Below are 23090 nucleotides of genomic sequence, written 5' to 3' on the forward strand. Positions count from 1 at the left end.
CTAGTGATGCACACCACAACGGGTCGTATCGCTGACCCTACCGTTCTGCGCACGGTCGGTATCGCCATGGTGCCGGGCCCTGAGGCCGGTTCCCTGAAGAGGTGACAGCCTCCGCCCGACATGATGACGCGAACTACCGAAATCTTCGTGAACTCGATTTCCCGACGTCACCTACGAGTGGGGCCGGGAGAGCCCCTGAGGACTCCCCCGGCCCCACTCGATGCCGGTGTAGAACCTACCGCCGACCCACCGGGACGCGACAGGGTTTGTTGATCACGCCGTGGCCACACCTTCGGCACGAGCGGCCTTCGACACCGCCGCGCTGACCTCGGGGGCGACGCGCGGGTCCAGCGGCGAGGGGACGATGTAGTCAGCGCTGAGGTCGTCGGCGGCGACGGCTGCGATGGCCTCGGCGGCGGCGACCTTCATGCTGTCGGTGATGCGCCGCGCCCCCACGTCCAGCGCGCCCTTGAAGATGCCGGGGAACGCGAGCACGTTGTTGATCTGGTTCGGGAAGTCGCTGCGACCGGTGGCGACCACCGACGCGTACTTGCCCGCGACCTCGGGGTGGATCTCCGGGTCGGGGTTCGACAGCGCGAACACGATGCAGTCCTTGGCCATCAGGGCCACGTGCTCCTCGGGGACCTGGCCCATGGAGACGCCGATGAACACGTCCGCGCCGCGCATCGCCTCGGCGGGACCGCCGGAGATGCCACGCGGGTTGGTGTACTCGGTGAGCTCCTGCTTGATCGGGGTGAGCCCGTCGCGATCGGCGCTGATCACGCCGCGCGAGTCGAGCACGACGATCTCGCCGACGCCCGCGGTGTGCAGGATCTTCGCGCAGGCGACACCCGCGGCACCCGCACCGGAGATGACCACCCGCAGCGACTCCAGCTCGCGACCGGCGACGCGGGCGGCGTTGCGCAGCGCGGCCAGCGCCACGACGGCGGTGCCGTGCTGGTCGTCGTGCATGACCGGGCAGTCCAGCGCCTCGGTGACCCGGCGCTCCAGCTCGAAGCAGCGCGGCGCGGAGATGTCCTCCAGGTTCACCGCACCGAACGAGGGACGCAGCCGGACCAGGGTTTCCACGATTTCGTCGACGTCCTTGGTGTCCAGGACCAGCGGGATCGAGTCGAGCCCGGCGAAGGTCTTGAACAGGGCGGACTTGCCCTCCATGACCGGCAGCGATGCCTTCGGGCCGATGTCGCCCAGACCGAGAACCGCGGATCCATCGCTGACCACGGCCACCAGGCGCTGAGTCCAGGTGTAGCGATCAGCCAGGGACGGGTCGCTCGCGATCGCCCGGCTGACCTGCGCCACCCCGGGGGTGTACGCGATCGACAGGTCGCGCGCGCTGTCCAGCGGGGCGGTCACCGCAGCGGTGAGCTTGCCCCCTTCGTGCGCGGCGAAGATCTCTTCGTGGGTCAGCTCGGCACCGATTCCATTTGCGGCGCCCTCGTTGATGGTGGTCACGGCGTCCCTCCTATTGCCATGCCTGCGGCCCGAGCACTATCGAGCCGGGCGGATGCGACCTCGATCGGTCGCTGTCAACGCCGGCTTCCCGGGCGTACCGGTGAAGAAGACGTCTATCGAAATACCGATACCGGCCATCCTGTTCGGACAGCGGCTCGGCGGACGCTGCGGTGCGGTTAGTGTGCCAGCCCCTCGAAGCAATGTCAGCGACAGGGATCACACGCCTCACCAGCAAAAAGGCGAGAATTTTACGAATTGGGACAGTACGCGCGTCATATTTTCCGAAGAGGAGATGCAGTACGGCCGTCCTGTTTGCATTTCGCAGTTATGCGGTACAAGTGTCCGGTATTGCCATCTGAATCGAAACTGTTTGGAAAATGCGGGTGCCGACCTCTGGTTTTCCGCGATGTGATCGAGCAGGGGAACCTTCCTGCCACCGCCGCCCCACCGAACCGGCCCCGATCACGCCTCCTAGGCTCGGCACTCGTGCAGGTACGTCGACTTGAGATCACCGGGGCGTTCGAATTCACCCCAAAGGCTTTCCCGGACGACCGCGGCCTGTTCGTGGCCCCGTTCCAGGAGAAGGCGTTCACCGAAGCCACCGGCCACCCGATGACCCTGGCCCAGACCAACCACAGCGTCTCGGCCCGCGACGTCATCCGCGGCGTGCACTTCGCCGACACCCCGCCCGGCCAGGCCAAGTACGTCTACTGCCCGCAGGGCGCGCTGCTGGACGTGGTCGTCGACATCCGCGTCGGCTCCCCCACCTTCGGCCAGTGGGAGGCGGTCCGCCTGGACTCGACCGAGTACCGCGCCCTCTACGTCGCCGAAGGACTCGGGCACGCGTTCCTGGCCCTCACCGACAACACCGTGATGACCTACCTGTGCTCCACCGGCTACAACCCCTCCGGCGAGCACGGCATCAACCCGATGGACCCGGACCTCGGCCTGCCCTGGGACACCGAGCGCAGCGGCCCGGCGATCCTGTCCGAAAAGGACCGCCGAGCGCCGACTCTCGCCGAAGCCGCTGAGAGCGGCCTGCTCCCCGACTTCAACACCTGCCTCGCGCACTACGAGTCGCTGCGCACCGAGCGGTGAGGTGGGGAACCTTCCTGTCACGCCCGTCGGGATGGCAGGAAGGTTCCCCACCTCAGCGAACGCGGCCGGGTGATGGCCACAACCGCCAGCGCACCACGCCCAGCACCTGAGCGGGGCCGAGCTCGCGGGAGTCCGTCGACCCGAAACCGTTGTCGCCCTCCACGTGCCAACCGCCGGCCTCGCGGCGCACGGCGCGCTTGATCGACAGCTGGTCGGGGCGTTGTTCCCACCGCACCAGCACGACATCACCCGCACGGGCAACGTCACCGGTCCGGAACACGACGACGTCCTGGTCCCGAAGTGTGGGAACCATCGACGGTCCGCGCACCCGCAACCTGCGCAACGGCCACGGTCCGAGCGATTTCACCGGCACCTCCAGTAGGACGACGAGGATCTTCAAGAGTAGGGTCGGCCTCGTCGGAGCACTCACTTGTCAGGGAGGAATCATGCGACTCCTGTCGCGCATCCTCAGCCCCCGCCTGGAGGCGACCGCGCACTGCGACCTGCCGTGCGGCGTTTACGACCCCGCGCAGGCGCGGATCGAAGCCGAGTCGGTCAAGGCGATCCAGGAGAAGTACCAGGGCAACGAGGACCCGGAGTTCCGCACTCGCGCGATTCTGATCGCCGAGCAGCGCTCCGAGTTGGTCAAGCACCACCTGTGGGTGCTGTGGACCGACTACTTCAAGCCGCCGCACTTCGAGAAGTACCCGCAGCTGCACGAGCTGGTCAACAAGGCCACCAAGGCCGCGGGCGCCACCGGCACCAAGGGTTCGATGGACCCGGCCAAGGGCCAGGAGCTGCTGGACTACATCGCCGAGATCGACAAGATCTTCTGGGAGACCAAGAAGGGCTGATCTCCAGCGACCTCCGAGAACGCCGGCCAGCGGAAACGCTGGTCGGCGTTTTCTTTTTCGCCCCCTCGGCCCGAGACCGCAGGTGGCAGAAAGGGTCCCACGCTCGCCTGGACGCGGGCTGCGCGGAAGGTTCCCACGCTCGCCGCCAGTGACGATCATGCGAGGCGTTCTCGGCAGCCATAGGCTGGCCTGCACGGACACCGACGTCTCGTGGAGTTGGGGAGACCTATGACCACCGCATGCCGAGAGCACACCGGTCACGACCACGCCCACGGGCCCGGCTGCGGGCACGTCGCCGTGCCGCACGGCGATCACGTCGACTACGCCCACGACGGGCACCTGCACGCCGCGCACGACGGGCACTACGACGAGTGCGAGGTCGGCGGGCACCAGGAGCACGGGTCTCACGACCACGTGCACGGCGAGAACTGCGGGCACGTCGCGGTTCCGCACGGCGACCACGTCGACTACGCCCACGACGGGCACCGCCACGCCGCGCACGGGGAGCACTACGACGAGCACTGACCGATGTGGACTACGTGACGTGAGTGACGTCGTTCTGCGGAAGCGCCGCGGATCCGTACGCTGCGATCCGTGGAGCAGCGCGTCTACATCCTCCGGCACGGCACCACCGAGTGGTCCCTGACCGGTCAGCACACCAGTCGCACCGACATCCCCCTCACCGTCGAGGGCGAGCTGCGGGCACGCCAGGCGGGGCAGACCCTGACCGCCCTGCGGCCCGCCGGTCCGGTCACGGTGCTGTGCAGCCCGCGCAAGCGGGCGCAGCGCACCGCGGACCTCGCCGGGCTCGCCGACGTGGTGACCGAACCGCTGCTGGTGGAGTGGGATTACGGCGACTACGAAGGCCTGACCACCGATCAGATCCGCGAGACCGTTCCGGACTGGACGGTGTGGAGCCACCCCTGCCCCGGCGGTGAGAGCGCCTCCAACATCGCCACCCGCGCCGACGACCTGCTGGAGCGCGTGCGCGGCGCCGACACCGATGTGGTGCTCGTCGGGCACGGCCACTTCAGCCGGTGCCTGATCGCCCGCTGGCTGAACCTGCCCATCGCCTCGGGGGTCCACTTCGCCCTCGACGCCGCCGGGATCACCGTCCTCGGCCACGACCGGGGCGTTCCGCAGATCCACCGGTCGAACATCCCCGCTTGGCAGCAGGGCTGAGCACCTGCCTCGGTTCCCGCCGCACCACCGCGCAGAATGGGCCTGCAAGCAGCAGGCTCGGTTGGCAGTGGAGGACGGGATGATCCGGCGGGCTCGCGAGGACGACGTGGCGGCGATGGTGGAGCTGGTGCGCGAGCTCGCCAGGTACGAGGAGGAGCCCGATTCCTGCCACCTGACCGAGCAGCAGCTGCGGACGGCGCTGTTCGGCCCGGACCCCGCCCTGTTCGGGCACGTGGCCGAAGTGGACGGTGCGGTCGTCGGGCTCTCCCTGTGGTTCTTGAACTTCTCCACCTGGGAGGGCGTGCACGGGATCTACCTGGAGGATCTCTACGTGCGGCCGGAGCACCGGGGTTCGGGCCTGGGCAAGCAGCTGCTGCGGACGCTGGCGAGCGAGTGCGTCGAGCGCGGCTACGCGCGGCTGGAGTGGTCGGTGCTGGACTGGAACGAGCCCTCGATCGCCTTCTACAAGGCCCAGGGCGCCTTCCCGATGGACGGCTGGAGCGTCTACCGGCTCACCGGGGACGCCCTGCGCTCCTTCGGGAGCTGACCCGTCAGTCCTCGCGGGCGTCGGGGGCCATCGAGGCGTGGAACGACCACTCGCGGCCCTCGCGGTTGAACAGGAACCACAGCACCGCCACGGCGGGCACCGCGATGATCAGGCCGATCAGGGGTCGCCCGGACGGGCCGGCGGCGTACCAGGCGGTGCCGAGCAGCAGCAGCTGCAGCAGCAGAGCCGGCGTGCGGGCCCAGTGCTTGCCCTTGATCAGGCCGATGCCCGCGGCGAGCACACCGGAGGCCAGCAGCGCGTAGTAGCCCGCCTCGCCCCACGTCTCGCCGCGTTCGAGCTGACCGACGCCGCCGAGGTCGCTGGAGGCGCTGCGGACCAGCAGCGCAACGACGAACACCAGGGCTGCCACCGCCTGCAAGGTGGTCAGCACGCCGGCGATGCGCACCGTGCGGGGAACGGTCTCGGTAGACAAGGGGCCCTCTCCTCGAACGGGGCCACGACCCCGCCAGTGACTCTGCGTGTGCGCTTTCGATGGTAATACCGCCCGATCGCCGCATAGCTGCCGCAGGCGTCGAGAGGACATGATCGACTCATGGCTGAAGCGGCGTTCGCGGATATCGGGGTGTCCGTCGAACTCGCCGCGTGCACGTCGGCAGCCGGTGGACAACGGTCGGGTGCGTTCCGGGGTTACGCATCCGCTCGTCACCGGAAACCGGTGGTCAGCGGCACGGCGCATCCGCTCCTGGTGCGTTCCCTCGCCGCGTCCGCCCGTGCCGCGCACCTCGGCCGGTCCCGGTCCGCGTCGGACTCGGAGGTGACCGGACAGCCCAGTTGAGACTTCGCGGCCCGCGGAACCTGGCCCCGCGCCCGACGGACACGAAACCGTCTCGCTTAGGCTTCGGTTGTGCGCGCCGTTCTCGTCGTCAACCCGCAGGCGACCTCCACCACAGCCAGTGGCCGCGATGTGCTCGCCGCCGCCCTGGCCAGTGTGCTGAAGCTGGACGTCGTGGAGACGCGGCACTTCGGGCACGCCTCGGAGGCCGCGAGGGACGCCGTCCGGGACGGCGCGGACCTGGTCATCGCGCACGGTGGCGACGGCACGGTCAACGAAGTGGTCAACGGCATGTTCGAGGTCGCCGAGCCCGGCGATCCGGCGATGCCGACGCTGGGCGTGGTGCCCGGCGGTTCGGCGAACGTCTTCGCCCGCGCGCTCGGGATCCCCAAGGACCCGGTCGACGCCACGCACCACCTGATGCGCGCGCTGGCCGAGCGCAGCACCCGCCAGGTCGGGTTGGGCAGGGCCGACGAGAGGTGGTTCACCTTCAACGCCGGCATCGGCTGGGACGCCGAGGTCGTCGCCGAGATGGAGCGCCAGCGGTCGCGCGGCCGCGAAGCCACCCCCGCCCTGTATGCCCGGATTGCCCTGGCCTGCTACGTTCGGATGGCCCGTGGGGAACCGAAGCTGAGCTTGCAAATCGGTGACGATCACCCGAGTGAGCTACTACACAGTGTGTTTGTCTCCAACACCGACCCGTGGACCTACCTGGGTTCGACGCCGGTGCGCATGAGCCCCGAGACCAGCTTCGACACCGGTCTCGGCGTGTTCGCGCTGAAGAGGATGACTGCCTACCCTGTGTTGCGACACGTAGCGGAGATGCTGCGCGGTAGAGGGAAACCACACGGAAGAAATTCAATACAGGCTGCGGATGTGCCCCATCTACGCGTAACCTGTACGGAGCCGTTGCGCCTGCAGGTGGACGGCGATTGCCTGGGTGAGCGATCGGCGATCGAGTTCTCCTCAGTCCCGAACGCTCTCCGCGTCGCTGTATAACCTTCTGGTCACGGATGGACGTCGCTGCCGACTCATGACCCCCGTCTGAGTCCGGGAGCACACCGAAACCCCTGGTCAAGTCTCGTCGATCTTTCAGGTGAGTTCGCTCACCGCCCGAGATCGACCTCTTGACATCGCGGCAGTTCGTGAAAGCATTCACAAGCACACGGACTCCGTGAAAGCATTCACAAACACCCCGAACGAACTATCGGCGCGCATGGGCGCGCCTAGCGAGGAGCAAGGAACAATGGACTGGCGCCACGATGCGGTTTGCCGTGACGAGGACCCGGAGCTGTTCTTCCCGGTTGGGAACAGCGGTCCTGCTGTGCTGCAGATCGCCGAGGCGAAGGCCGTATGCCGCCGTTGTCCGGTTGCCTCTCAGTGCCTGGCGTGGGCACTCGAGAGCGGCCAGGACGCCGGCGTCTGGGGCGGCATGAGCGAAGACGAGCGGCGTGCCCTCAAGCGGCGCAACGCTCGCACCCGGGCGCGCACCAACGCCTGAGTAGCAGCTCGCTGAGACGTGGCCGGTCGGTCGCACCCCCGGTGACCGACCGCCCGTCTCGCCCCAGCCGCACACGGCCTCGCACCGAAAGAACTGACCCGACCCCGACTAGCAGCTCCGGCCGATCAGCGTCGATGTCGGTCCCGCACGTTCCAGCCGATCTCCCCATCACCACGGGGTAGCCGGAACCGGGGAAACCGACCCGATCGGCCCGACGTCCCCGGCGCGTGGGGACGTCACCCGAGTGATCGACGCACCAGCGTGGCGCCCAGTATACGGGCCGTCACCGTCGGTACTTCAGAGGCACCCGCAAAACCGCTTCGGTACCACGTTGATGACCGCGGCCACGCAAGCTCAGAGACCCGCGGAGCTCAGACTCCACCAGGGTCCGCACGATCTGCAGGCCGAGACGTTCGGCGCGCTCGAGGGAGAATCCCTTCGGCAGGCCACGACCGTCATCCGAGATGACGACGTCGAGCCAGCGCGCCGAACGCTCCGCCTGCACGACCACTTCCCCGCCTTGACCCTCCGGGAAGGCGTGCTCGAAAGCGTTCTGCACCAGCTCGGTCAGGACCATCACCAGCGGCGTGGCCAGTTCCGCCGACACCACCCCGAACTTCCCGCCGCGGCTGACCTTCACCCCGGTCTCGGCGACGGCGACGTCGCTCATCATCGGGATCACCCGGTCCACCACGTCGTCGAGGTCGACGCGCTCGTCCACCGACATCGACAGCGTCTCGTGCACCAGGGCGATCGAGGTCACCCGCCGCACCGATTCGTCCAGCGCCAGCCGGGCCTCGTTGTTGCCGGTGCGCCGCGACTGCAACCGCAGCAGCGCCGCCACGGTCTGCAGGTTGTTCTTCACGCGGTGGTGGATCTCGCGGATCGTGGCGTCCTTGGACATCAACGCCCGGTCCCGCCGCTTGACCTCGGTGACGTCGCGGACCAGCACCAGCGCGCCGGCCGACTGGCCGCGCGGGCGCAGCGGCAGCGCTCGGAACAGCACCGTCGCACCGCGCGCCTCGGCTTCGATGCGCATGCTGGGCTCGCCGCCCATCGCCCGCCGGACCCGCTGCGAGACCTCGTCCGCGTCGAACGGGTCGTTGAGCAGCGACCGCGTCAGCGGCGCCAGCTGGGCTCCGACCAGGTCCGCCGCGTGGCCCATGCGGTGGTAGGCCGACAGCGCGTTGGGGCTGGCGAACACGACCGTTCCCGAGTTGTCCAGCCGGATCAGGCCGTCACCGACGCGCGGACTGGTGTGCACGTCAGGCGCGGGCTCCGGCGTGGGGAACGTGCCGTCGGCGACCATCTGGCACAGGTCGGCGGCGCTGCCCAGGTAGGAGATCTCCAGCGGGCTGGGCACTCTCGGCACGGCGAGGTTGGTGTCCCGGCTGAGCACGGCCACGATCTCGTCGCCGAGCTTCACCGGGATGGTCTCGCGCCGGACCGGAACCCCCAGGTGCCAGCGCGGGTCCTCCTCGCGGCAGATGCGGCCCTCCAGGGCGGCCCGCCGGAGCTGCGGGTGGTCGTCCTGGGTGACCTCGGAGCCGACCACGTCCTCCGGGTGCGCGGTGGGCGCGGTGGTGGGACGGGCCTGGGCGACGCACAGGAAGCGGTCCTCGGGTGCCTCCGAGGGGCCGATCGGCACCCACATGAGGAAATCCGCGAACGACAGGTCGCTCAGCAGCTGCCACTCGGCGACCACCAGCTGCAGGTGGTCGGCGGCAGTGCCGGACAGTCCGGTGTGTTCGGCGAGAAGATCACTCAGCGTGGACAAGGCGGCCCTCCGGGTCTGCTGCTCGGAACGAAGCGGGTCGTCACTCGACGACGGCGATCAGATCGCCCTCTTCAACGACGTCACCCGGCTTGACCGCGATGGAGCTGATCGTGCCGGACACCTCGCTGAGCACCGGCATCTCCATGCTCAAGGACTCCAGGAGCACCAGCGAGTCACCGTCGTTGACAGCATCGCCTTCGGACATCGACACCGCCATGACGCTGGCCACCGTCTCGGCGCGGATCTCCTCGGCCATCTCTTCCTCCTCGTCGCGGCCGACTCCGGCCCCCGCTTAGGAAACCACGACCGCCACCACCCGCCGACGGCAGGTATCGGACATGGCAGACTGGAACCTCGAAATCCCAGCGGAGACCGGGTGTCAGTTGATCACTCGCGGTCACCGGGCTGGAGTGAAACTCGAACTTCGAGGGAGTCGCCTTATGGGCAAGCGCGCGCGCAAGAAGAAGGACCGGCGCAAGAACAAGGCCAACCACGGCAAGCGCCCCAACTCGTGATCGCGGCGGCAACTGCCGCGCCCGAGAAGCGAAGGGCCCCGGACCACACGGTCCGGGGCCCTTCGCGTTGAGCGGATCGTCAGCGCTTCTTCTTCTTGTTGTCGGCGCGGGCGGCAGCGCGACGCTCGCGGCGGGTGCCGCTGCGGGTCTCCGGGTCGTCCTGCTCGGAGATCTTCTGCATCTCGCCGGTCTCGTCCGGGCCGGAGTAGCTCAGCCGCTGGTTGCCGGGGCCCTGCAGTCCGCCACCGCGCAGCGCGGGCGGGGTCTGCTCGCCTTCGCCGGGGCCTCCGGCGAGCTGGCTCAGGGCCGGGCCCGCCGAAGCGGGCTTGGCCCGCCGGGAACGCGCGCCCTGCGGCTGAGCGTCCACCTGCGGGACCTGCGGCGTCTGCGGGACCTCGGGGACGCCGTTGCTCCCCTGGCTCACCGAGACCGGCACAGCCGGCTGCTCCGGTGCGGGCTCGGGCTCGGCGGCCTCGACCTGGACGTTGAACAGGAAGCCGACCGACTCCTCCTTCAGCGCGTCCAGCATGCCGCCGAACATGTCGAAGCCCTCGCGGCGGTACTCGATCAGCGGGTCGCGCTGCGCCATGGCGCGCAGGCCGATGCCCTCCTTGAGGTAGTCCATCTCGTAGAGGTGCTCGCGCCACTTGCGGTCCAGGACGCTGAGCAGCACGCGCCGCTCCAGCTCCCGCATCGCACCGGGGCCGACCTTGCCGTCGACCTCGGCCTCGCGCTTGGCGTAGGCGTCCTTGGCGTCGGCGGTGATCAGCTCCAGCAGGTGTTCCTTGCTGAGGTCGTCGTCCTCCTCGACCAGCTTCTCCCAGCTCAGGCCGACCGGGTACAGCGAGCCCAGCGCCTTCCAGAGCTTCTCGAAGTCCCAGTCCTCGGCGTAGCCGGCGGAGGTCTCGGCGTCGACGTAGGCGGTGATGACGTCGGTGAGCATGTGCATGATCTGCTCTTGCAGGTCCTCACCGGCCAGGACGCGGCGGCGCTCGTCGTAGATAACGGTGCGCTGCTGGTTCATCACCTCGTCGTACTTGAGGACGTTCTTGCGGATCTCCATGTTCTGCTGCTCGACCTGCGTCTGAGCGCTGCGGATCGCGCGGGAGACCATCTTGTGCTCGATCGGGACGTCGTCGGGCACCTTCAGGCGCGTCATGACGGTCTCGACCATGGCGGAGTTGAAGCGGCGCATGAGCTCGTCGCCCAGCGACAGGTAGAAGCGGGACTCGCCGGGGTCGCCCTGACGGCCGGAACGACCGCGCAGCTGGTTGTCGATGCGGCGGGACTCGTGCCGCTCGGTGCCCAGCACGTAGAGGCCGCCGGCCTCGCGGACCCGGTCGGCTTCGGCGTCGACCTGCGCCTTGATCTTCTCGACGACGGCCGACCACTCGGCCTCGTACTGCTCGCGGTTGCCCACCGGGTCGAGGCCGCGCTCGCGCAGCTCGGCGTCGGCGAGGTGGTCGACGTTGCCGCCCAGCACGATGTCGGTACCGCGGCCGGCCATGTTGGTGGCGACGGTGACGGCGCCGAGACGGCCGGCCTCGGCGATGATCGCGGCCTCGCGCTGGTGGTTCTTCGCGTTGAGCACGTTGTGCGGGATGCCGCGCTTGGTGAGCAGCTTCGACAGGTACTCGGAGCGCTCGACGCTCGTGGTGCCGATCAGGACCGGCTGGCCCTTCTCGTGGCGCTCGGCGATGTCCTCGGCGACGGCCTCGAACTTGGCGGGCTCTCCCTTGTAGACCAGGTCGGGCTGGTCGATGCGGGCCATCGGCTCGTTGGTGGGGATGGGCACCACGCCGAGCTTGTAGGTGGTGTGGAACTCGGCCGCCTCGGTCTCGGCGGTACCGGTCATGCCGCCCAGCTTGTCGTAGAGGCGGAAGTAGTTCTGCAGCGTGATCGTGGCCAGCGTCTGGTTCTCGGCCTTGATCTCGACGCCTTCCTTGGCCTCGATCGCCTGGTGCATGCCCTCGTTGTAGCGGCGACCGGCCAGGATTCGGCCGGTGAACTCGTCGACGATGGACACCTCGCCGTCGCGGACGATGTAGTCCTTGTCGCGCTGGTAGAGCTCCTTGGCCTTGAGCGCGTTGTTGAGGTAGCCGACGAGCGGCGTGTTCGCGGCCTCGTAGAGGTTCTCGATGCCGAGCTGGTCCTCGATGATCGACACGCCCTCTTCGGTGACGCCGACCGTGCGCTTGCGCTCGTCGACCTCGTAGTGCGCGTCGCGCTTGAGGATGGGGGCGAGCCGGGCGAACTCCTGGTACCAGCGGGAGGACTGGTCGGCGGGTCCGGAGATGATCAGCGGGGTCCGGGCTTCGTCGATGAGGATGGAGTCGACCTCGTCGACCACGGCGAAGTGGTGGCCGCGCTGCACGCAGTCGGCGAGGCTCCAGGCCATGTTGTCGCGCAGGTAGTCGAAGCCGAACTCGTTGTTGGTGCCGTAGGTGATGTCGGCGGCGTAGGCCTGGCGGCGCTGCTCCGGGGTCATCTCGGCGAGGATCGCGCCGACTTCCAGGCCGAGGAAGCGGTGCACGCGGCCCATCCACTCGGCGTCGCGCTTGGCGAGGTAGTCGTTGACGGTGACCACGTGCACGCCTTCGCCGGTGATGGCGTTGAGGTAGGCGGGCAGGACGCAGGTCAGGGTCTTGCCCTCACCGGTCTTCATCTCGGCGATGTTGCCCAGGTGCAGGGCGGCGCCGCCCATCAGCTGCACGTCGAATTGCCGCTGGCCGAGGGTGCGCTTGCCGCCTTCGCGGGCGACCGCGAAGGCTTCGGGCAGCAGGTCGTCGAGCGACTCTCCGTCGCTGTGGCGGCGCTTGAACTCGTCTGTCTTGCCCCGCAGCTCGGCATCGGACAAACCGACGACGGTGTCTTCGAGCTCGTTGATGTGCGCTGCGATAGCACGCAGGCGCTTGAGCATCTTGCCCTCGCCGGCGCGGAGCAGTCGGGACAGGACCATCCGGTCGACCTCGCTAGCTGATCGTGACGCGTCCGTCACGGACGCTTTGTGGCCATCGTATTAGAGCTGGCTGTGGGGGTGTGCCGTAGTCCGATGCAGCGTTGGCGGACCGCAACATACGGCTGTCCCCCGCGAACCACCGTACGCGGGGGACAGCCGTGTGGGTCGGGCGTGGCGCAGACTCGCCCTGTGCCGTCGGGCGAGCGGCGTCAACCGCTGCCTGCTTCCCACTCTCGCAGCTCGCACCGCCGCGGGTTCTGGGGTGTCGTCCCGGCCGGGACGACCACTCCGCTCGGTACAGGAGTGGCGCCCGCGGTCGGACGACGTCTCTCAGGTTCCGCCGGGCAAGCCGCCCAGATGGGTTTCATGCCTCGGCGAGTCGGATCACGCCGTAGTCAAATCCCTTCCTGCGGTAGACGACGCTGGGACGTCCGCTGTCCGCGTCGGAGAAGAGGTAGAAGTCGTGCCCCACCAGTTCCATCTGGTAGAGGGCTTCGTCGACGGTCATCGGTTTGGCCGAGTGCTCCTTCTCGCGCACGACCTGGCCGGGGGCGTAGCCGTCCTCTTCGGTCATGCGCTGTCCCGGCACCTCGGCGGTGTACGCGGGAGCTTCCTGGGGCGCTTCGAGCAGCGCGGTTCGGCCTTCGGCTCCACCGGAGCCGGATCCGACCGGGCCGGTCACCACGGGCCGGTCCGCCATCGCTGCGGTCGCCTCTGCCACGGAAGTCGGGTTGTGCTGTCCGTAGTGCACCTTTCTACGGTCGTGCATGCGCCGGAGCCTGCTCTCCAGCTTGGTCGTCGCGGCGTCGAGGGCGGCGTAGAAGTCGCCTGCGCAGGCTTGGGCTCGAATGGGAGCGCCCTTGCCCTTCAGAGTGATCTCGACTCGCTGGCAGTTCTTGGCCTGGCGGGGATTCTTCTCGTGGAACAGTTCCACTTCCGCCCGAATGGCCTTCCGGTTGTACCGCTCAAGCCGGGTCATCTTGGTGTTGACGTGCTCCCGGTAGTGATCGGGAACCTGAACGTTACGACCCTTGACGACGATATCCATTCACGACCTCCGTTCCTTGCATGCTCCGTAGGCGAGGTGTGCACGGGGGCGCCCGGAAAGGAGATCAGCTCATTTCAGGCGCCAGGGACATGGGTTTCGCTCCTTCCCTCCGCCTCGGTCGGCTGGATTGGTTCGCCACGTTAGCTCGGTTTATCGATTTGTGACACCCCCTCAGACGGGCGAAGTCAAGCATCCACCGAGAGTGATGTTTGCTGCCGAAAGCAGCAGATCACGCTGCGTGCCAGGCGTGGCCGAAGTGAGCCTCCGAACGGGTGGTTCACCCGTTCGGGTAGAAAGCGCAGTAGCTCTGCGCATGGGGGCGATCTGCCTTTTCAGCCAGCTCACACCAGGGGAACGAACGCGGCCGCCGATCAGTTCCTGGGCCGATCAGGTAAGGCGAAATCACTCGACGAGATCAGCCGGCCGTCGCGGTCAGGGCCAGCGCCACCGCGACCGGGCGTCGGGCCCCGTCGAGCGCGGCCGCGGCGCCGGTCACCGTCGCTCCCGTCGTCACGACGTCGTCGAGCAACGCGACCTGCGCCCCCTCCGGGGGCAGCCGGCCGGGGCGCACCAGCACCCGGCCGGCGAGGTTGTCGAGGCGTTGCTGCGGGGTGAGCCCGGCCGAATCCGCGGCCCCCGGTCCGGTCAGCAGGCAGTCGGCGACGCGCGCCGGCATCCCCGCGGCGCTGAGCTCGATCGCCGCGAAGTGCGCGATCCGGGCCATGTGGGCACCGCCGCGCCGCCGCGAGGTCATCGCGCGCGAGGGCGCGGGCACCAGCCACCACCCCGGTTCCAGCGAGCGGTCGAGGGTGATCGAGCGCAGCCCCGTGGCCAGCTGCGCGCCCAGCGGAGGGGCGAGCCCGCGCTGACCGTCCTCCTTGTAGGCCAGCACCGCGCGGCGGGCGACGCCCCGATATCGGCCGAGGGCGAACACCGGTGGCGAGTTCCCGAACATCGGCCGGTCCACCCGGCGCAGCCCGCCGAGCCTGCCCGCGCAGCGCGGGCACCACGCGGTGCCCGCGACGTCGCAGCCGACGCAGTGCAGCGGCAGCAGCAGGTCGGCCAGGCCGGAGAGCGCTTCGCGCAGGCAGGACGGCATCGGCCGATCATGGCCCGATCGCCGATCCGACTCACCGGCGCGCGTCGGTGATCAGCCCGGGTAGAACGGGATGGACGCGCCCCCGATCGGCGCGTCGGTCAGGGACCAGACGTCGTCGGTGTCCTGGGACTGCCAGATGCCGTGGCGATCGGCGACCACCACCTGGCCTCCCGGTCCGACCGTGACCGCCGTCAGCGGCTGGCCCAGGTTCGCCGCCGTGTAGGGCTCCCAGCGGAAGCCGTCCACCGACAGGTCGTAGACCGGGTAGTTGTTGCTGTCGGTGATCGCGACGAGGGACTCGTCCTGCCGCCACTCCACCGACGTGACCTGCATGTCCTGCGGAGCGCGCAGCACCACCGGGCGTTGCAGCACCGCGTGGCCGTCCTGCTCGGCGACCCCGGCGACCACCACGCTGCCGTCGATCACCGCCGCGATCCGGGTGCCGTCGCGGGACAACCGCAGGTCGGTGATGGGACGGCCCGGCGGCAGCGCGCGGATGTCGACGGTCTGCGGCGTCCACTCGCCGCCGGTGTCGACCGCGCGCACCACGTCGCGGCCGTCGACGACGGTCCACGCCTCTTCGTCGCCGCGCCACGTCGGCTTGCTCATGTAGTTGCCGACCGTGGGCAGCTCGGCCAGCTGCTCGCCGAAGTCGCCGACGCGCAGCGCCACACCACCGGGGCGGCGGGTGACCGCGGCGAACTTGTCGCCGTGCGGCGAGCGCCCCGCGCGCACCACGTCGTACTCACCGGAACCGGCCGGCCCGGGGATCGGCCGCGCGTTCCGGTCGAGCACCAGGACGCGTTCGTCGACCACCGCCAGGCCCGGCAGGTCCGGGCGCTGCACGTTGTCGGCCTCGTACTGCTCCATGTCGGTGGGCCGCAGGTCCTTGCCGTCCGGGAGCAGCGGAACGCCCTCTTCCGTGATGCGCACGCGCGCGCTGCTCACGCCCTCGAGCGTGTAGACCACCTGCGCGGCGATCAGCTCGCGCATCTCGGGAGAGACGTCGCCGAGCTCGCTGAGGTTGACCTCCATGGCGCCGTCGGCGGCCTCGGTGGTGTTGGTCTTGGGGTGCACTCCGGGCGGGATGGCGGTGCGCATCGCCTGCCGCATGCCCTCCGACGGCCCGGAGGTGAGCAGGTCGATGACCCGGCGCGGCAGCGTGGTGGCCGGTTGCGCCACCACGTAGCGCAGGTCGGAGGCGACTCCGGTGAGGTCGTGGTCGAGGAAGTAGATCGGCACCGGCCGGAAGATGGAGGTGAAGGACGTCTTGCTCACGACCAGCTCCGGCGGCGGAGTGGTGATCCGCCACTGGCCGTTGCTCTGGCGCTCGACCCGCACGTCCACGGCGAACTCGCCGCTCTCGGGCACGAACGAGGAGTCGGCGAGCAGCCTGCCGATCCGGTCGGCCCGCAGCGTCACCAGCTGAACGCCCTCGGGCTGCGGCTGCGGCGTGGCGACCGGGATGGTGTCGACGTTCTCCACGATCAGCATGCCCGGCGGTGGCGTCCAGTTGCGCTCCATCGACTCCGCCAGGTGCTTGCGGGCCGACTCGTGGTTGCTGGCGGGCGAAGCGGCCTTGTCGACGAAGCTGCGCACCAGGGCCAGCGCGTCGATGTCGTCCGGTGGCGGGTTGATCGGGATGGTCGTGTTGCTGCCGTCGACCTCCTTGACCGCCTTGGGCTCGGAGTCCTCCGGGATCGACGCGCATGCCGACACCGACAGCAGCAGGACCAGCAGTGCCGCCAGTCGGCGTGCCCGGTGCGCGTCCATCACTTCTCCTCCCAGGACTCTTCGGTCAGGCGAGCGGGCCCGTTGTCGCGGACGTCCTGCTCGCCGTCGGCTTCGGACGGCCGTTCCACGCCGGTGGCCAGCAGCGCTTCGGGGGCGGCGATGCGCCGGGTGCTCGGCAGCGACAGCGGGCTGGTCTCGGGTTCCTTGCCGGGTTTGCGCGGCAGCGTCAGGCGGAAGCAGGAGCCTTCGCCGGGTTCGCCCCAGGCGTCGAGTTCACCGCCGTGCAGGCGGGCGTCCTCCTGGCTGATCGACAGGCCGAGCCCGGTGCCGCCGCTGCGCCGGTTGCGGGAGGGGTCGGCGCGCCAGAAGCGGGTGAACACCAGCTCGGCTTCACCGCTGCGCAGCCCCACGCCGTAGTCCCGGACGGTGACGGCGACGGCCTGCTCGTTGCCTCCGAAGCGCAGCTCGACCGGGCCGCCTTCGGCGTGGTCGATGGCGTTGGCGACGAGGTTGCGCATGATGCGCTCGACGCGGCGGGCGTCGGCGACGATGGCGAGGTCGGTGCCGTCGGCGGGTGCGAGCACGCGGAGCTCGACGCCGCTGGTGTCGGCGATGGCGCGCACGGATTCGGCGGCGCGCTCGGCGATCTCGTGCAGGTCGAGCCGCTCCGCGGCCAGGTCGGCGACGCCGGCGTCGAGTCGGGAGATCTCCAGCAGGTCGGCGAGCAGCAGCTCGAAGCGGTCGAGCTCGTCGACGAGCAGCTCGGTGGAGCGCGACAGGCCGGGCGGGAACTCCTCGCGGGAGGCGTGCAGCACGTCGGCGGCCATCCGGACCGTGGTCAGCGGGGTGCGCAGCTCGTGCGAGACGTCGGAGGTGAAGCGGCGCTGCAGCTGGCCGAACTCCTCCAGCTGCGTGATCTGCTGCTTGAGGCTGTCGGCCATCTCGTTGAACGACTCGGCGAGCCGGGCCATGTCGTCCTCGCCGATCACCCGCATCCGCTTGTCCAGGTCGCCTTCGGCGAGCTGCTCGGCGGTCTGCGCGGCCTGCCGCACCGGACGCACGACCTGGCGGGTCACCAGGTTGGTGATCGCGCCCAGCAGCGCCAGCAGCACCACGGCGCTGACCAGCAGGGTCCGCTGCAGACCGGCGAGGGTCTGCTGCTCGGCGGTCAGCGGGAACAGCAGGTAGATCTGCAGCGGGCGGGTCGCGCTGGACACCGGGGTCCCGACGATCATCATCGTGACCTGGCCGTCCGGCACGGTGTGGATCTTGGTGGCGAGCTGGCCGCGTTCGACGAACACGCGCAGGTCCTCGGGCACGTCCTCGATGGGACCGGCGGCGGGCTGCGCGTGGCGCGCACCGGGCGCTCGACCGTCCACCAGCACGGCGGTGAACGCGCCGGCGACATCACTGGTGGACTGGCCGGAGGAGGAGGTCGTCAGCCGGTTCAGGGCGGCCTGCAGCTGCTCGGAGACGCTGTCGGAGTTGGGGTCGACGGCGGTGAGCTCGCGCTCCAGGATCGGCAGGCTCACCTCGGCCTGCGAGATCGCGGCCTGCTCCTTGGACTCCAGCAGCTGCGAGGTGATCTGCCACTGCAGCACCATGCCCAGCACGATCACCACGGCCAGCGACAGCGCGAGGGTGCTGACGACGACGCGCAGCTGCATCGACCGCCGCCACAGCGCCTCGAAGCGGTGCCAGCGAGCGCGCGTCTCCTCGCGGACACGACTGCTCAACAACCGCACCCAGCGGCTCTGGCGCGTCCACACGCTCACGGCGACCGTCCCTGTTCCAACACCACGGGCAAGCGGCGGAGCCGCCTTCTCTGTGCCCACTCTCGCAGCTGGCACCGCCGCGGGTTCGCCAGACGTCGTCAGGCGAGCACGCCGCGACGCCGATGTCCACCCCCGGGGTAAGCGGAACACATCAGGAGTGGCGCACGGAGTCCGGACGGCGCCTCAGGTTCCGCAACCGGCACCGACCAGCAAAGCACCCACTGGAACAGACCCTCGTCACGGAGGGCCTGCTTTGTAGCCGACGCCTCGGACCGTGAGCACAACCTCCGGGCGCTCCGGGTCGCGTTCGACCTTGGAGCGGAGGCGCTGCACGTGCACGTTGACCAGGCGGGTGTCGGCCGCGTGCCGGTAGCCCCACACCTGCTCCAGCAGCACCTCGCGGGTGAAGACCTGGCGCGGCTTGCGGGCCAGGGCGACCAGCAGGTCGAACTCCAGCGGGGTCAGCGCGATCGGCTGGCCGTCGCGGGTGACCTCGTGCCCGGGCACGTCGATGATCACGTCGCCGATGGTGAGCACCTCGGCGGGCTCGGCGTCGGTGCGGCGCAGCCGGGCGCGCAGCCGGGCGACGAGCTCCTTCGGCTTGAAGGGCTTCACTATGTAGTCGTCGGCGCCGGACTCCAGGCCGAGGACGACGTCGACCGTGTCGCTCTTGGCGGTGAGCATGACGATGGGCACCACGGACTCGGTCCGGATCGCCTTGCATACGTCGATGCCGTTCATGCCGGGCAGCATCAGGTCCAGCAGGACCAGGTCGGGTTTGAGCTCGCGCAAGGCGGGCATCGCCTTGGTGCCGTCGCTGACGACAGCGGTCTCGAACCCCTCTCCCCGGAGCACGATGGTCAGCATTTCGGCCAGGGCCGGATCATCGTCCACCACGAGCACGCGTGCCTTCATGCACCACATCGTTGCACTTGTCACTTGGAGTCCGTGCATCCACCCGCCGGGTGTCGTCGCAGGTAGCGAACTCGACGCCGGTTCAGCGCAACCGGTACCACCGAATGGAGCAGCCTCCCTGTGGTGTCGGTTTCAACCTTCAGGCGAGGACGTGCTTGTCGACGAGCACCGCGAAATCGACCTCGTCGGCCCCGTCGACGACGACCCACGGGGTCCACCAGTCCGCCTCGGCGAGCTCGGCGTAGACCTCGGCGCAGCGCTGCTGGAGCGGGGTGTCGGATTCGAAGCGGTCGCGGCGGCGGTCGGACTCGGTGCGCTCGCGGTGCTCGGCCCGACCGGTGGCGACCTCGGCGGGCACCCGGAGCAGGATCTGCAGGTCCGGCTCGGGAAGCCCGAAGCGGGTGATCTCCAGGTCGCGGACCCAGGACACGACCTCGCCGTCGGCGTGCTGGTGCAGCCGCGCGGCGGCGTAGGCGGCGTTGGAGGCGACGTAGCGGTCGAGCAGCACGACGTCGTGGGTGTCGAGGTCGGCGCGCAGCCCGTCGGCCGCTCCCCTGCGGTCGAGCGCGTAGAGGACAGCCATGCCGTGCACGGAGGACCCGAGGTCGCCGTGCTCACCCCGCAGCGCCTCGGCCACGAGTTCGGCGTGCACGTCCTCGGCGTAGCGCGGGAACGCCGCGCTCGCCACGCTGCACCCGCGCGCGTTGAGCTCCGCGGTGATCCCCCGGGCCAGGGTGCGCTTGCCCGCGCCGTCCAGCCCCTCGATGACGATGAGTCGTCCCACGTCGGAAACGGTAGCCCAACGGTGTCCGCGGGGTGCCGGGTGCCGTCGTCGCTCGTCGGCGGCCCGATGGCAAAACGTTCGAAATCATGACATCCCCTGCCGGGACGATCACAATCGTGATCGTAGAGGTCGCCATGTGTGCATCCACGATGGAGAATCACCTCGGCGTTCGATGATCACGACCTGCTCGGGAGGACCCCTGTGCAAGTACCCGGGCCCGACACCCGCGTCGTTGAGCTGCGCGTGCACGGAATTCTCGGCACCACCGGCGACGAGCTGACGGATTCGGTGGCGTCGGTGGACGTGGCCGGCGACGGGGTGGGTCGCATCATGCGGCCGGCCGACCGGCTGCGCCGACCCGTTCCGGGCCCGATGCTCAACGCCGGCGACCGCTCGGTGCCCCGGATCGTCGAGGGCTACGTGTGGGGCGCGATGACCTCGGGTGGTCTGGCGAAGGCGACCTGGGCTCTGCTGTTCCCGTTCGCGCTGGCCAACATGGCGCACTGGATGCTGCCGCCGACTCGCACCGCGAACCCGCTCAGCCGGATGCTGGGCTCGGTGCTGCGCGGACTGCTGCGGTTGTCCGCGCTGCTGCTGACGATGCTGCTGGTGGCGCAGCTGACCGTGATCACCCTGGACCTGGTGGCGGCGCAGTGCCTGGCACCCGGCGCGCAGTGCATGGGTTTCGTGCCGCACGCGCTGCGCGGTGTCGACGTGCTGCGCTCGACCGCGCTGCTGGTGCCGGTGGCGCTGGTGGTGCTGCTCATGCACCGGCTGTCCACTGTGTCCTGGCGGGTGTCGGCGCCCAAGAAGGACAGCCCGCAGCACTCCGCGCTGGCGCCGATGCTGCCCGGCGAGAACGTCGTGTCCGATCCGGACACCCCGGCCCTGCGGGCGCTGCACGTGACGGCCGCTCTGTCCACTGTGGCTCTGGTGGCGGTGGGCGGACCGCTGTCGCCGAGCTTCGACCCGCGCTGGCTGGTCGCGGCCGCGCTGCTGGTCCTGTCCGTCGTCGGCACCGCCGGGCTGGACGATCCGGCCGGGATGCGGGAGACGAGCAAGGTCTTCCGGGTGCTGCTCGGGCGGCGGGCGCGGCAGGTGCTGATGTCGGTCGGCGGTGTGCTGGTCGCTTCCGCGGCGCTGCTCCCGGGCGAGCTGAGGGGGCCGCTGCCCGGTTCGGGTTCGACGATCGACTCGATCACCGCGCTGCTGGTGCTGACCTGCGTGGCGGTCGCCGTGCTGCTGGTCCCGGCGTCGCTGCTGGCGCGGCCCGAGTGGAAATCCTCGCCGAAGCAGCTGCGGCCGTGGGCGGGCGGCTGGATGAGCGCGCCGGTGCTGATGCTGGCGGCGATGCTCGGCAACGGGTTCGGCGCGGGCCTGGCGCTCAGCGTCCGGGAGACGCTGAGCGTGCCGCGAGCTCCGGGTTCCGCTCCGCTGCTGCTGCCGGCCGCGTTCGACGACGTGACGTTCTTCTGGGGCAGCGCGGTGGTGCTGCTGGCCGCGTCGCTGCTGCTGGCGCTGCCGTGGTTACTGGTCCGCCGGTTCCGGCGCAGCGAGGACGGCGCTCCCATCCCGGACGAGGTCGCGCTGCTGCACGCCGGCCGCAAGGAGGACCAGCGCAAGGCGGCGAGCGCCTGGAAGTTCGCCGATCTGCAGCGCCGGTACTCGCACCAGCTGTTCCTGGTGATCGCCGGGGTCCTGACGGTCAGCACCGCGGCGAGCCTGGCGGCCCGGTTCGCCGGGATGCCCAGCGTCGGCTGGTTGAGCGCGATCGGCGTGGTGACGCTGGCGGGTCTGGCGGTCGGGTTGCTGCGCACGGTGTTCCTGGCGGCGACGAAGCGCGACACCGCGCGGGTGCTGGGCGTGCTGGGCGATCTGGCGCTGTTCTGGCCGCGCGAGGCGCACCCGGTGGTGCCGCCGTGCTACGCGCTGAAGGTGATCCCCGAGCTGGCCGACCGGGCCGCCGAGCACCTGTCCGATCCGAACACGCGCGTGGTGCTGGTCGGTCACAGCCAGGGCAGCCTGCTCGCCGCGGTCGCGGCTGCGCGGCTGCTGGAGAAGCTGCCGGAGCAGGACCGCGAGCGGGTCGGCCTGGTGACGGCCGGTTCGCAGTTGCAGTGGGCCTACCCGCGCGCTTTCCCCGGTGTGGTGCCGCATTCGGCGCTGCGGGACCTGGCGGGGTCGCTGGGCGACCGGTGGCGGTCGCTGTGCCGCGGCACGGACCCGTTGGGCGGGGCCGTGACCACCTGGAACCGGCAGGTCTACAACGGGATGCTGATCGGCGTCGGTCTTCGCGGCGACGGCACGGAGGGTCCCCTGCCCGCGGCGACGCGCGGGCCGACCGGGGCCCTGGTGCTCGGTGGCGATCACTGGTTGCCGGACCCGCAGCGTGGCCCGTTCTCCTGCCGTCGCTGGGTTCCCGGTGTGCTGGGGCATTCCGACTACAGCGGTGATCCGGAGTGGGATCGCGCCGTGGCGATGGCGGCGGGTCTGGAGCGGCCGGTGCGCGGTGCGGCGCTGCCGCTGTCGACGCCGGAGGCTCCGCAGATCCCGTCGGCGCCGGATCCGCACGCGTTCGGCGCGTCGCTGTCCCCGCAGGGCGACGACGGCGGGTCGATCACGGATTCGGTCGAGGACCTGCCCCGCCGCACTCCGGGTGAGACGGCGGAGGCCGCCAGGACCAAGCGCTCCAAGCCGGTCATCCCGTTCCGCAAGGGCGGGTCGGAGACCGAGGTCCCGGAGCAGCAGTCGCACGAGGAACCGGCCGCGGAGCCCGCCGAGGACGCCCCGGAGCTGCCCGCGCAGCAGGGCTCCGAGGCCCGCTCGGAGCCCTCGGTCCTGCCGGAGATCACCGAGCCCCGGGGCCGCATCGCCCCCTGGGAGCGCGGCGCTTCCCTCCGCTCCGACAGCTGACACCACCACAGGGGGCCACGCCGCGAAGGCGTGGACCCCTTGGCATGTCACTCCCCTCCACCGGTGGCCCGCGGCCTCGACGTCCCCGGCAGTGGGCGGTTTCTCCCCAACCGTCCGTGATCG

General features: G+C 69.9%; 21 protein-coding genes. 9 read left to right on the forward strand and 12 right to left on the reverse strand.

From position 1 onward, the window contains the following. Positions 1–273 precede the first annotated feature (273 nt). Positions 274–1473, reverse strand: a complete 1200-nt coding sequence (locus E1202_RS00915) for an NAD(P)-dependent malic enzyme (RefSeq protein ID WP_132680336.1) — start codon at positions 1471–1473, stop codon at positions 274–276. A 486-nt stretch (positions 1474–1959) separates the two neighbouring features. Between E1202_RS00915 and rfbC the strand changes: the two genes are divergently transcribed. After that, positions 1960–2571, forward strand: coding sequence for a dTDP-4-dehydrorhamnose 3,5-epimerase (rfbC, locus tag E1202_RS00920; protein ID WP_132680337.1), 612 nt, complete (start codon positions 1960–1962; stop codon positions 2569–2571). A gap of 52 nt (positions 2572–2623) precedes the next feature. Here the strand turns inward: rfbC and E1202_RS00925 are convergent, their stop codons facing one another. Further along, entirely contained in the window at positions 2624–2938 is a 315-nt protein-coding gene (locus E1202_RS00925; RefSeq protein WP_132680338.1) for a S24 family peptidase, read from the reverse strand. 79 nt (positions 2939–3017) lie between these two features. Between E1202_RS00925 and sodN the strand changes: the two genes are divergently transcribed. From sodN to E1202_RS00945, 4 genes are all read left to right on the forward strand, one after another. Further along, entirely contained in the window at positions 3018–3425 is a 408-nt protein-coding gene (sodN, locus tag E1202_RS00930) for a superoxide dismutase, Ni (RefSeq protein ID WP_132619066.1), read from the forward strand. A gap of 228 nt (positions 3426–3653) precedes the next feature. Next, complete coding sequence (locus tag E1202_RS00935; RefSeq protein WP_132680339.1) at positions 3654–3950, forward strand: hypothetical protein; 297 nt, start codon at positions 3654–3656, stop codon at positions 3948–3950. 69 nt (positions 3951–4019) lie between these two features. Then, positions 4020–4607, forward strand: a complete 588-nt coding sequence (locus E1202_RS00940; protein WP_132680340.1) for a histidine phosphatase family protein — start codon at positions 4020–4022, stop codon at positions 4605–4607. Between the two features lie 4 nt (positions 4608–4611). Further along, complete coding sequence (locus E1202_RS00945) at positions 4612–5154, forward strand: GNAT family N-acetyltransferase (RefSeq protein WP_268952285.1); 543 nt, start codon at positions 4612–4614, stop codon at positions 5152–5154. A 4-nt stretch (positions 5155–5158) separates the two neighbouring features. Here the strand turns inward: E1202_RS00945 and E1202_RS00950 are convergent, their stop codons facing one another. Beyond that, entirely contained in the window at positions 5159–5587 is a 429-nt protein-coding gene (locus E1202_RS00950; protein ID WP_132680341.1) for a hypothetical protein, read from the reverse strand. Positions 5588–6019: 432 nt separating this feature from the next. On the opposite strand from E1202_RS00950, the gene E1202_RS00955 reads away from it, so the two are divergent. Beyond that, a complete protein-coding gene (locus E1202_RS00955) occupies positions 6020–6946 on the forward strand; it encodes a diacylglycerol/lipid kinase family protein (protein WP_132680342.1) in 927 nt (308 codons plus the stop codon). A gap of 247 nt (positions 6947–7193) precedes the next feature. Further along, on the forward strand, positions 7194–7448 hold the full coding sequence (locus tag E1202_RS00960) for a WhiB family transcriptional regulator (RefSeq protein WP_093413759.1): 255 nt from the start codon (positions 7194–7196) through the stop codon (positions 7446–7448). Positions 7449–7731: 283 nt separating this feature from the next. Here the strand turns inward: E1202_RS00960 and E1202_RS00965 are convergent, their stop codons facing one another. After that, complete coding sequence (locus tag E1202_RS00965; protein ID WP_132672446.1) at positions 7732–9225, reverse strand: PAS domain-containing sensor histidine kinase; 1494 nt, start codon at positions 9223–9225, stop codon at positions 7732–7734. A 40-nt stretch (positions 9226–9265) separates the two neighbouring features. Beyond that, positions 9266–9481, reverse strand: coding sequence for a biotin/lipoyl-binding carrier protein (locus E1202_RS00970; protein WP_132680343.1), 216 nt, complete (start codon positions 9479–9481; stop codon positions 9266–9268). A gap of 184 nt (positions 9482–9665) precedes the next feature. Here E1202_RS00970 and E1202_RS32880 point away from each other — a divergent pair, with 184 nt between their 5' ends. Further along, on the forward strand, positions 9666–9740 hold the full coding sequence (locus E1202_RS32880) for a 50S ribosomal protein bL37 (RefSeq protein ID WP_372448851.1): 75 nt from the start codon (positions 9666–9668) through the stop codon (positions 9738–9740). Positions 9741–9819: 79 nt separating this feature from the next. Here the strand turns inward: E1202_RS32880 and secA are convergent, their stop codons facing one another. The 7 genes from secA to E1202_RS01005 all read right to left on the reverse strand — a co-directional run bounded on the left by secA (position 9820) and on the right by E1202_RS01005 (position 20054). Beyond that, entirely contained in the window at positions 9820–12699 is a 2880-nt protein-coding gene (gene secA, locus E1202_RS00975) for a preprotein translocase subunit SecA (RefSeq protein ID WP_132680344.1), read from the reverse strand. 364 nt (positions 12700–13063) lie between these two features. After that, entirely contained in the window at positions 13064–13747 is a 684-nt protein-coding gene (gene hpf, locus E1202_RS00980) for a ribosome hibernation-promoting factor, HPF/YfiA family (RefSeq protein ID WP_132680345.1), read from the reverse strand. Positions 13748–14162: 415 nt separating this feature from the next. After that, positions 14163–14846, reverse strand: coding sequence for a ComF family protein (locus E1202_RS00985; protein WP_132680346.1), 684 nt, complete (start codon positions 14844–14846; stop codon positions 14163–14165). A 51-nt stretch (positions 14847–14897) separates the two neighbouring features. After that, positions 14898–16619, reverse strand: a complete 1722-nt coding sequence (locus E1202_RS00990; RefSeq protein ID WP_132680347.1) for an LpqB family beta-propeller domain-containing protein — start codon at positions 16617–16619, stop codon at positions 14898–14900. Further along, positions 16619–18355 (reverse strand): MtrAB system histidine kinase MtrB, encoded by a 1737-nt coding sequence (gene mtrB, locus E1202_RS00995; RefSeq protein ID WP_132680348.1) that lies wholly within the window; start codon positions 18353–18355, stop codon positions 16619–16621. Before mtrB ends, E1202_RS00990 begins: the two co-directional genes overlap by 1 nt. A gap of 237 nt (positions 18356–18592) precedes the next feature. Then, positions 18593–19270: an MtrAB system response regulator MtrA gene (gene mtrA, locus E1202_RS01000; protein ID WP_132672453.1), complete on the reverse strand. Its 678-nt coding sequence runs from the start codon at positions 19268–19270 to the stop codon at positions 18593–18595. Positions 19271–19409: 139 nt separating this feature from the next. After that, on the reverse strand, positions 19410–20054 hold the full coding sequence (locus E1202_RS01005; RefSeq protein ID WP_132680349.1) for a dTMP kinase: 645 nt from the start codon (positions 20052–20054) through the stop codon (positions 19410–19412). A 201-nt stretch (positions 20055–20255) separates the two neighbouring features. On the opposite strand from E1202_RS01005, the gene E1202_RS01010 reads away from it, so the two are divergent. Continuing rightward, a complete protein-coding gene (locus E1202_RS01010) occupies positions 20256–22967 on the forward strand; it encodes a lipase family protein (protein WP_132680350.1) in 2712 nt (903 codons plus the stop codon). The last annotated feature ends 123 nt before the right edge of the window (positions 22968–23090 follow it).

The organism is Saccharopolyspora karakumensis (assembly GCF_004349225.1).
Classification (GTDB): Bacteria; Actinomycetota; Actinomycetes; order Mycobacteriales; family Pseudonocardiaceae; genus Saccharopolyspora; species Saccharopolyspora endophytica.

Coding starts and splice junctions, on each gene's coding strand:
- sodN (WP_132619066.1), top strand. CDS start 3,018: ATGCGACTCCTGTCGCGCATCCTCAGCCCCCGCCTGGAGGCGACCGCG.
- E1202_RS00935 (WP_132680339.1), top strand. CDS start 3,654: ATGACCACCGCATGCCGAGAGCACACCGGTCACGACCACGCCCACGGG.
- E1202_RS00960 (WP_093413759.1), top strand. CDS start 7,194: ATGGACTGGCGCCACGATGCGGTTTGCCGTGACGAGGACCCGGAGCTG.
- E1202_RS00970 (WP_132680343.1), bottom strand. CDS start 9,481: ATGGCCGAGGAGATCCGCGCCGAGACGGTGGCCAGCGTCATGGCGGTG.
- secA (WP_132680344.1), bottom strand. CDS start 12,699: ATGGTCCTGTCCCGACTGCTCCGCGCCGGCGAGGGCAAGATGCTCAAG.
- hpf (WP_132680345.1), bottom strand. CDS start 13,747: ATGGATATCGTCGTCAAGGGTCGTAACGTTCAGGTTCCCGATCACTAC.
- E1202_RS00985 (WP_132680346.1), bottom strand. CDS start 14,846: ATGCCGTCCTGCCTGCGCGAAGCGCTCTCCGGCCTGGCCGACCTGCTG.
- E1202_RS00990 (WP_132680347.1), bottom strand. CDS start 16,619: ATGGACGCGCACCGGGCACGCCGACTGGCGGCACTGCTGGTCCTGCTG.
- mtrA (WP_132672453.1), bottom strand. CDS start 19,270: ATGAAGGCACGCGTGCTCGTGGTGGACGATGATCCGGCCCTGGCCGAA.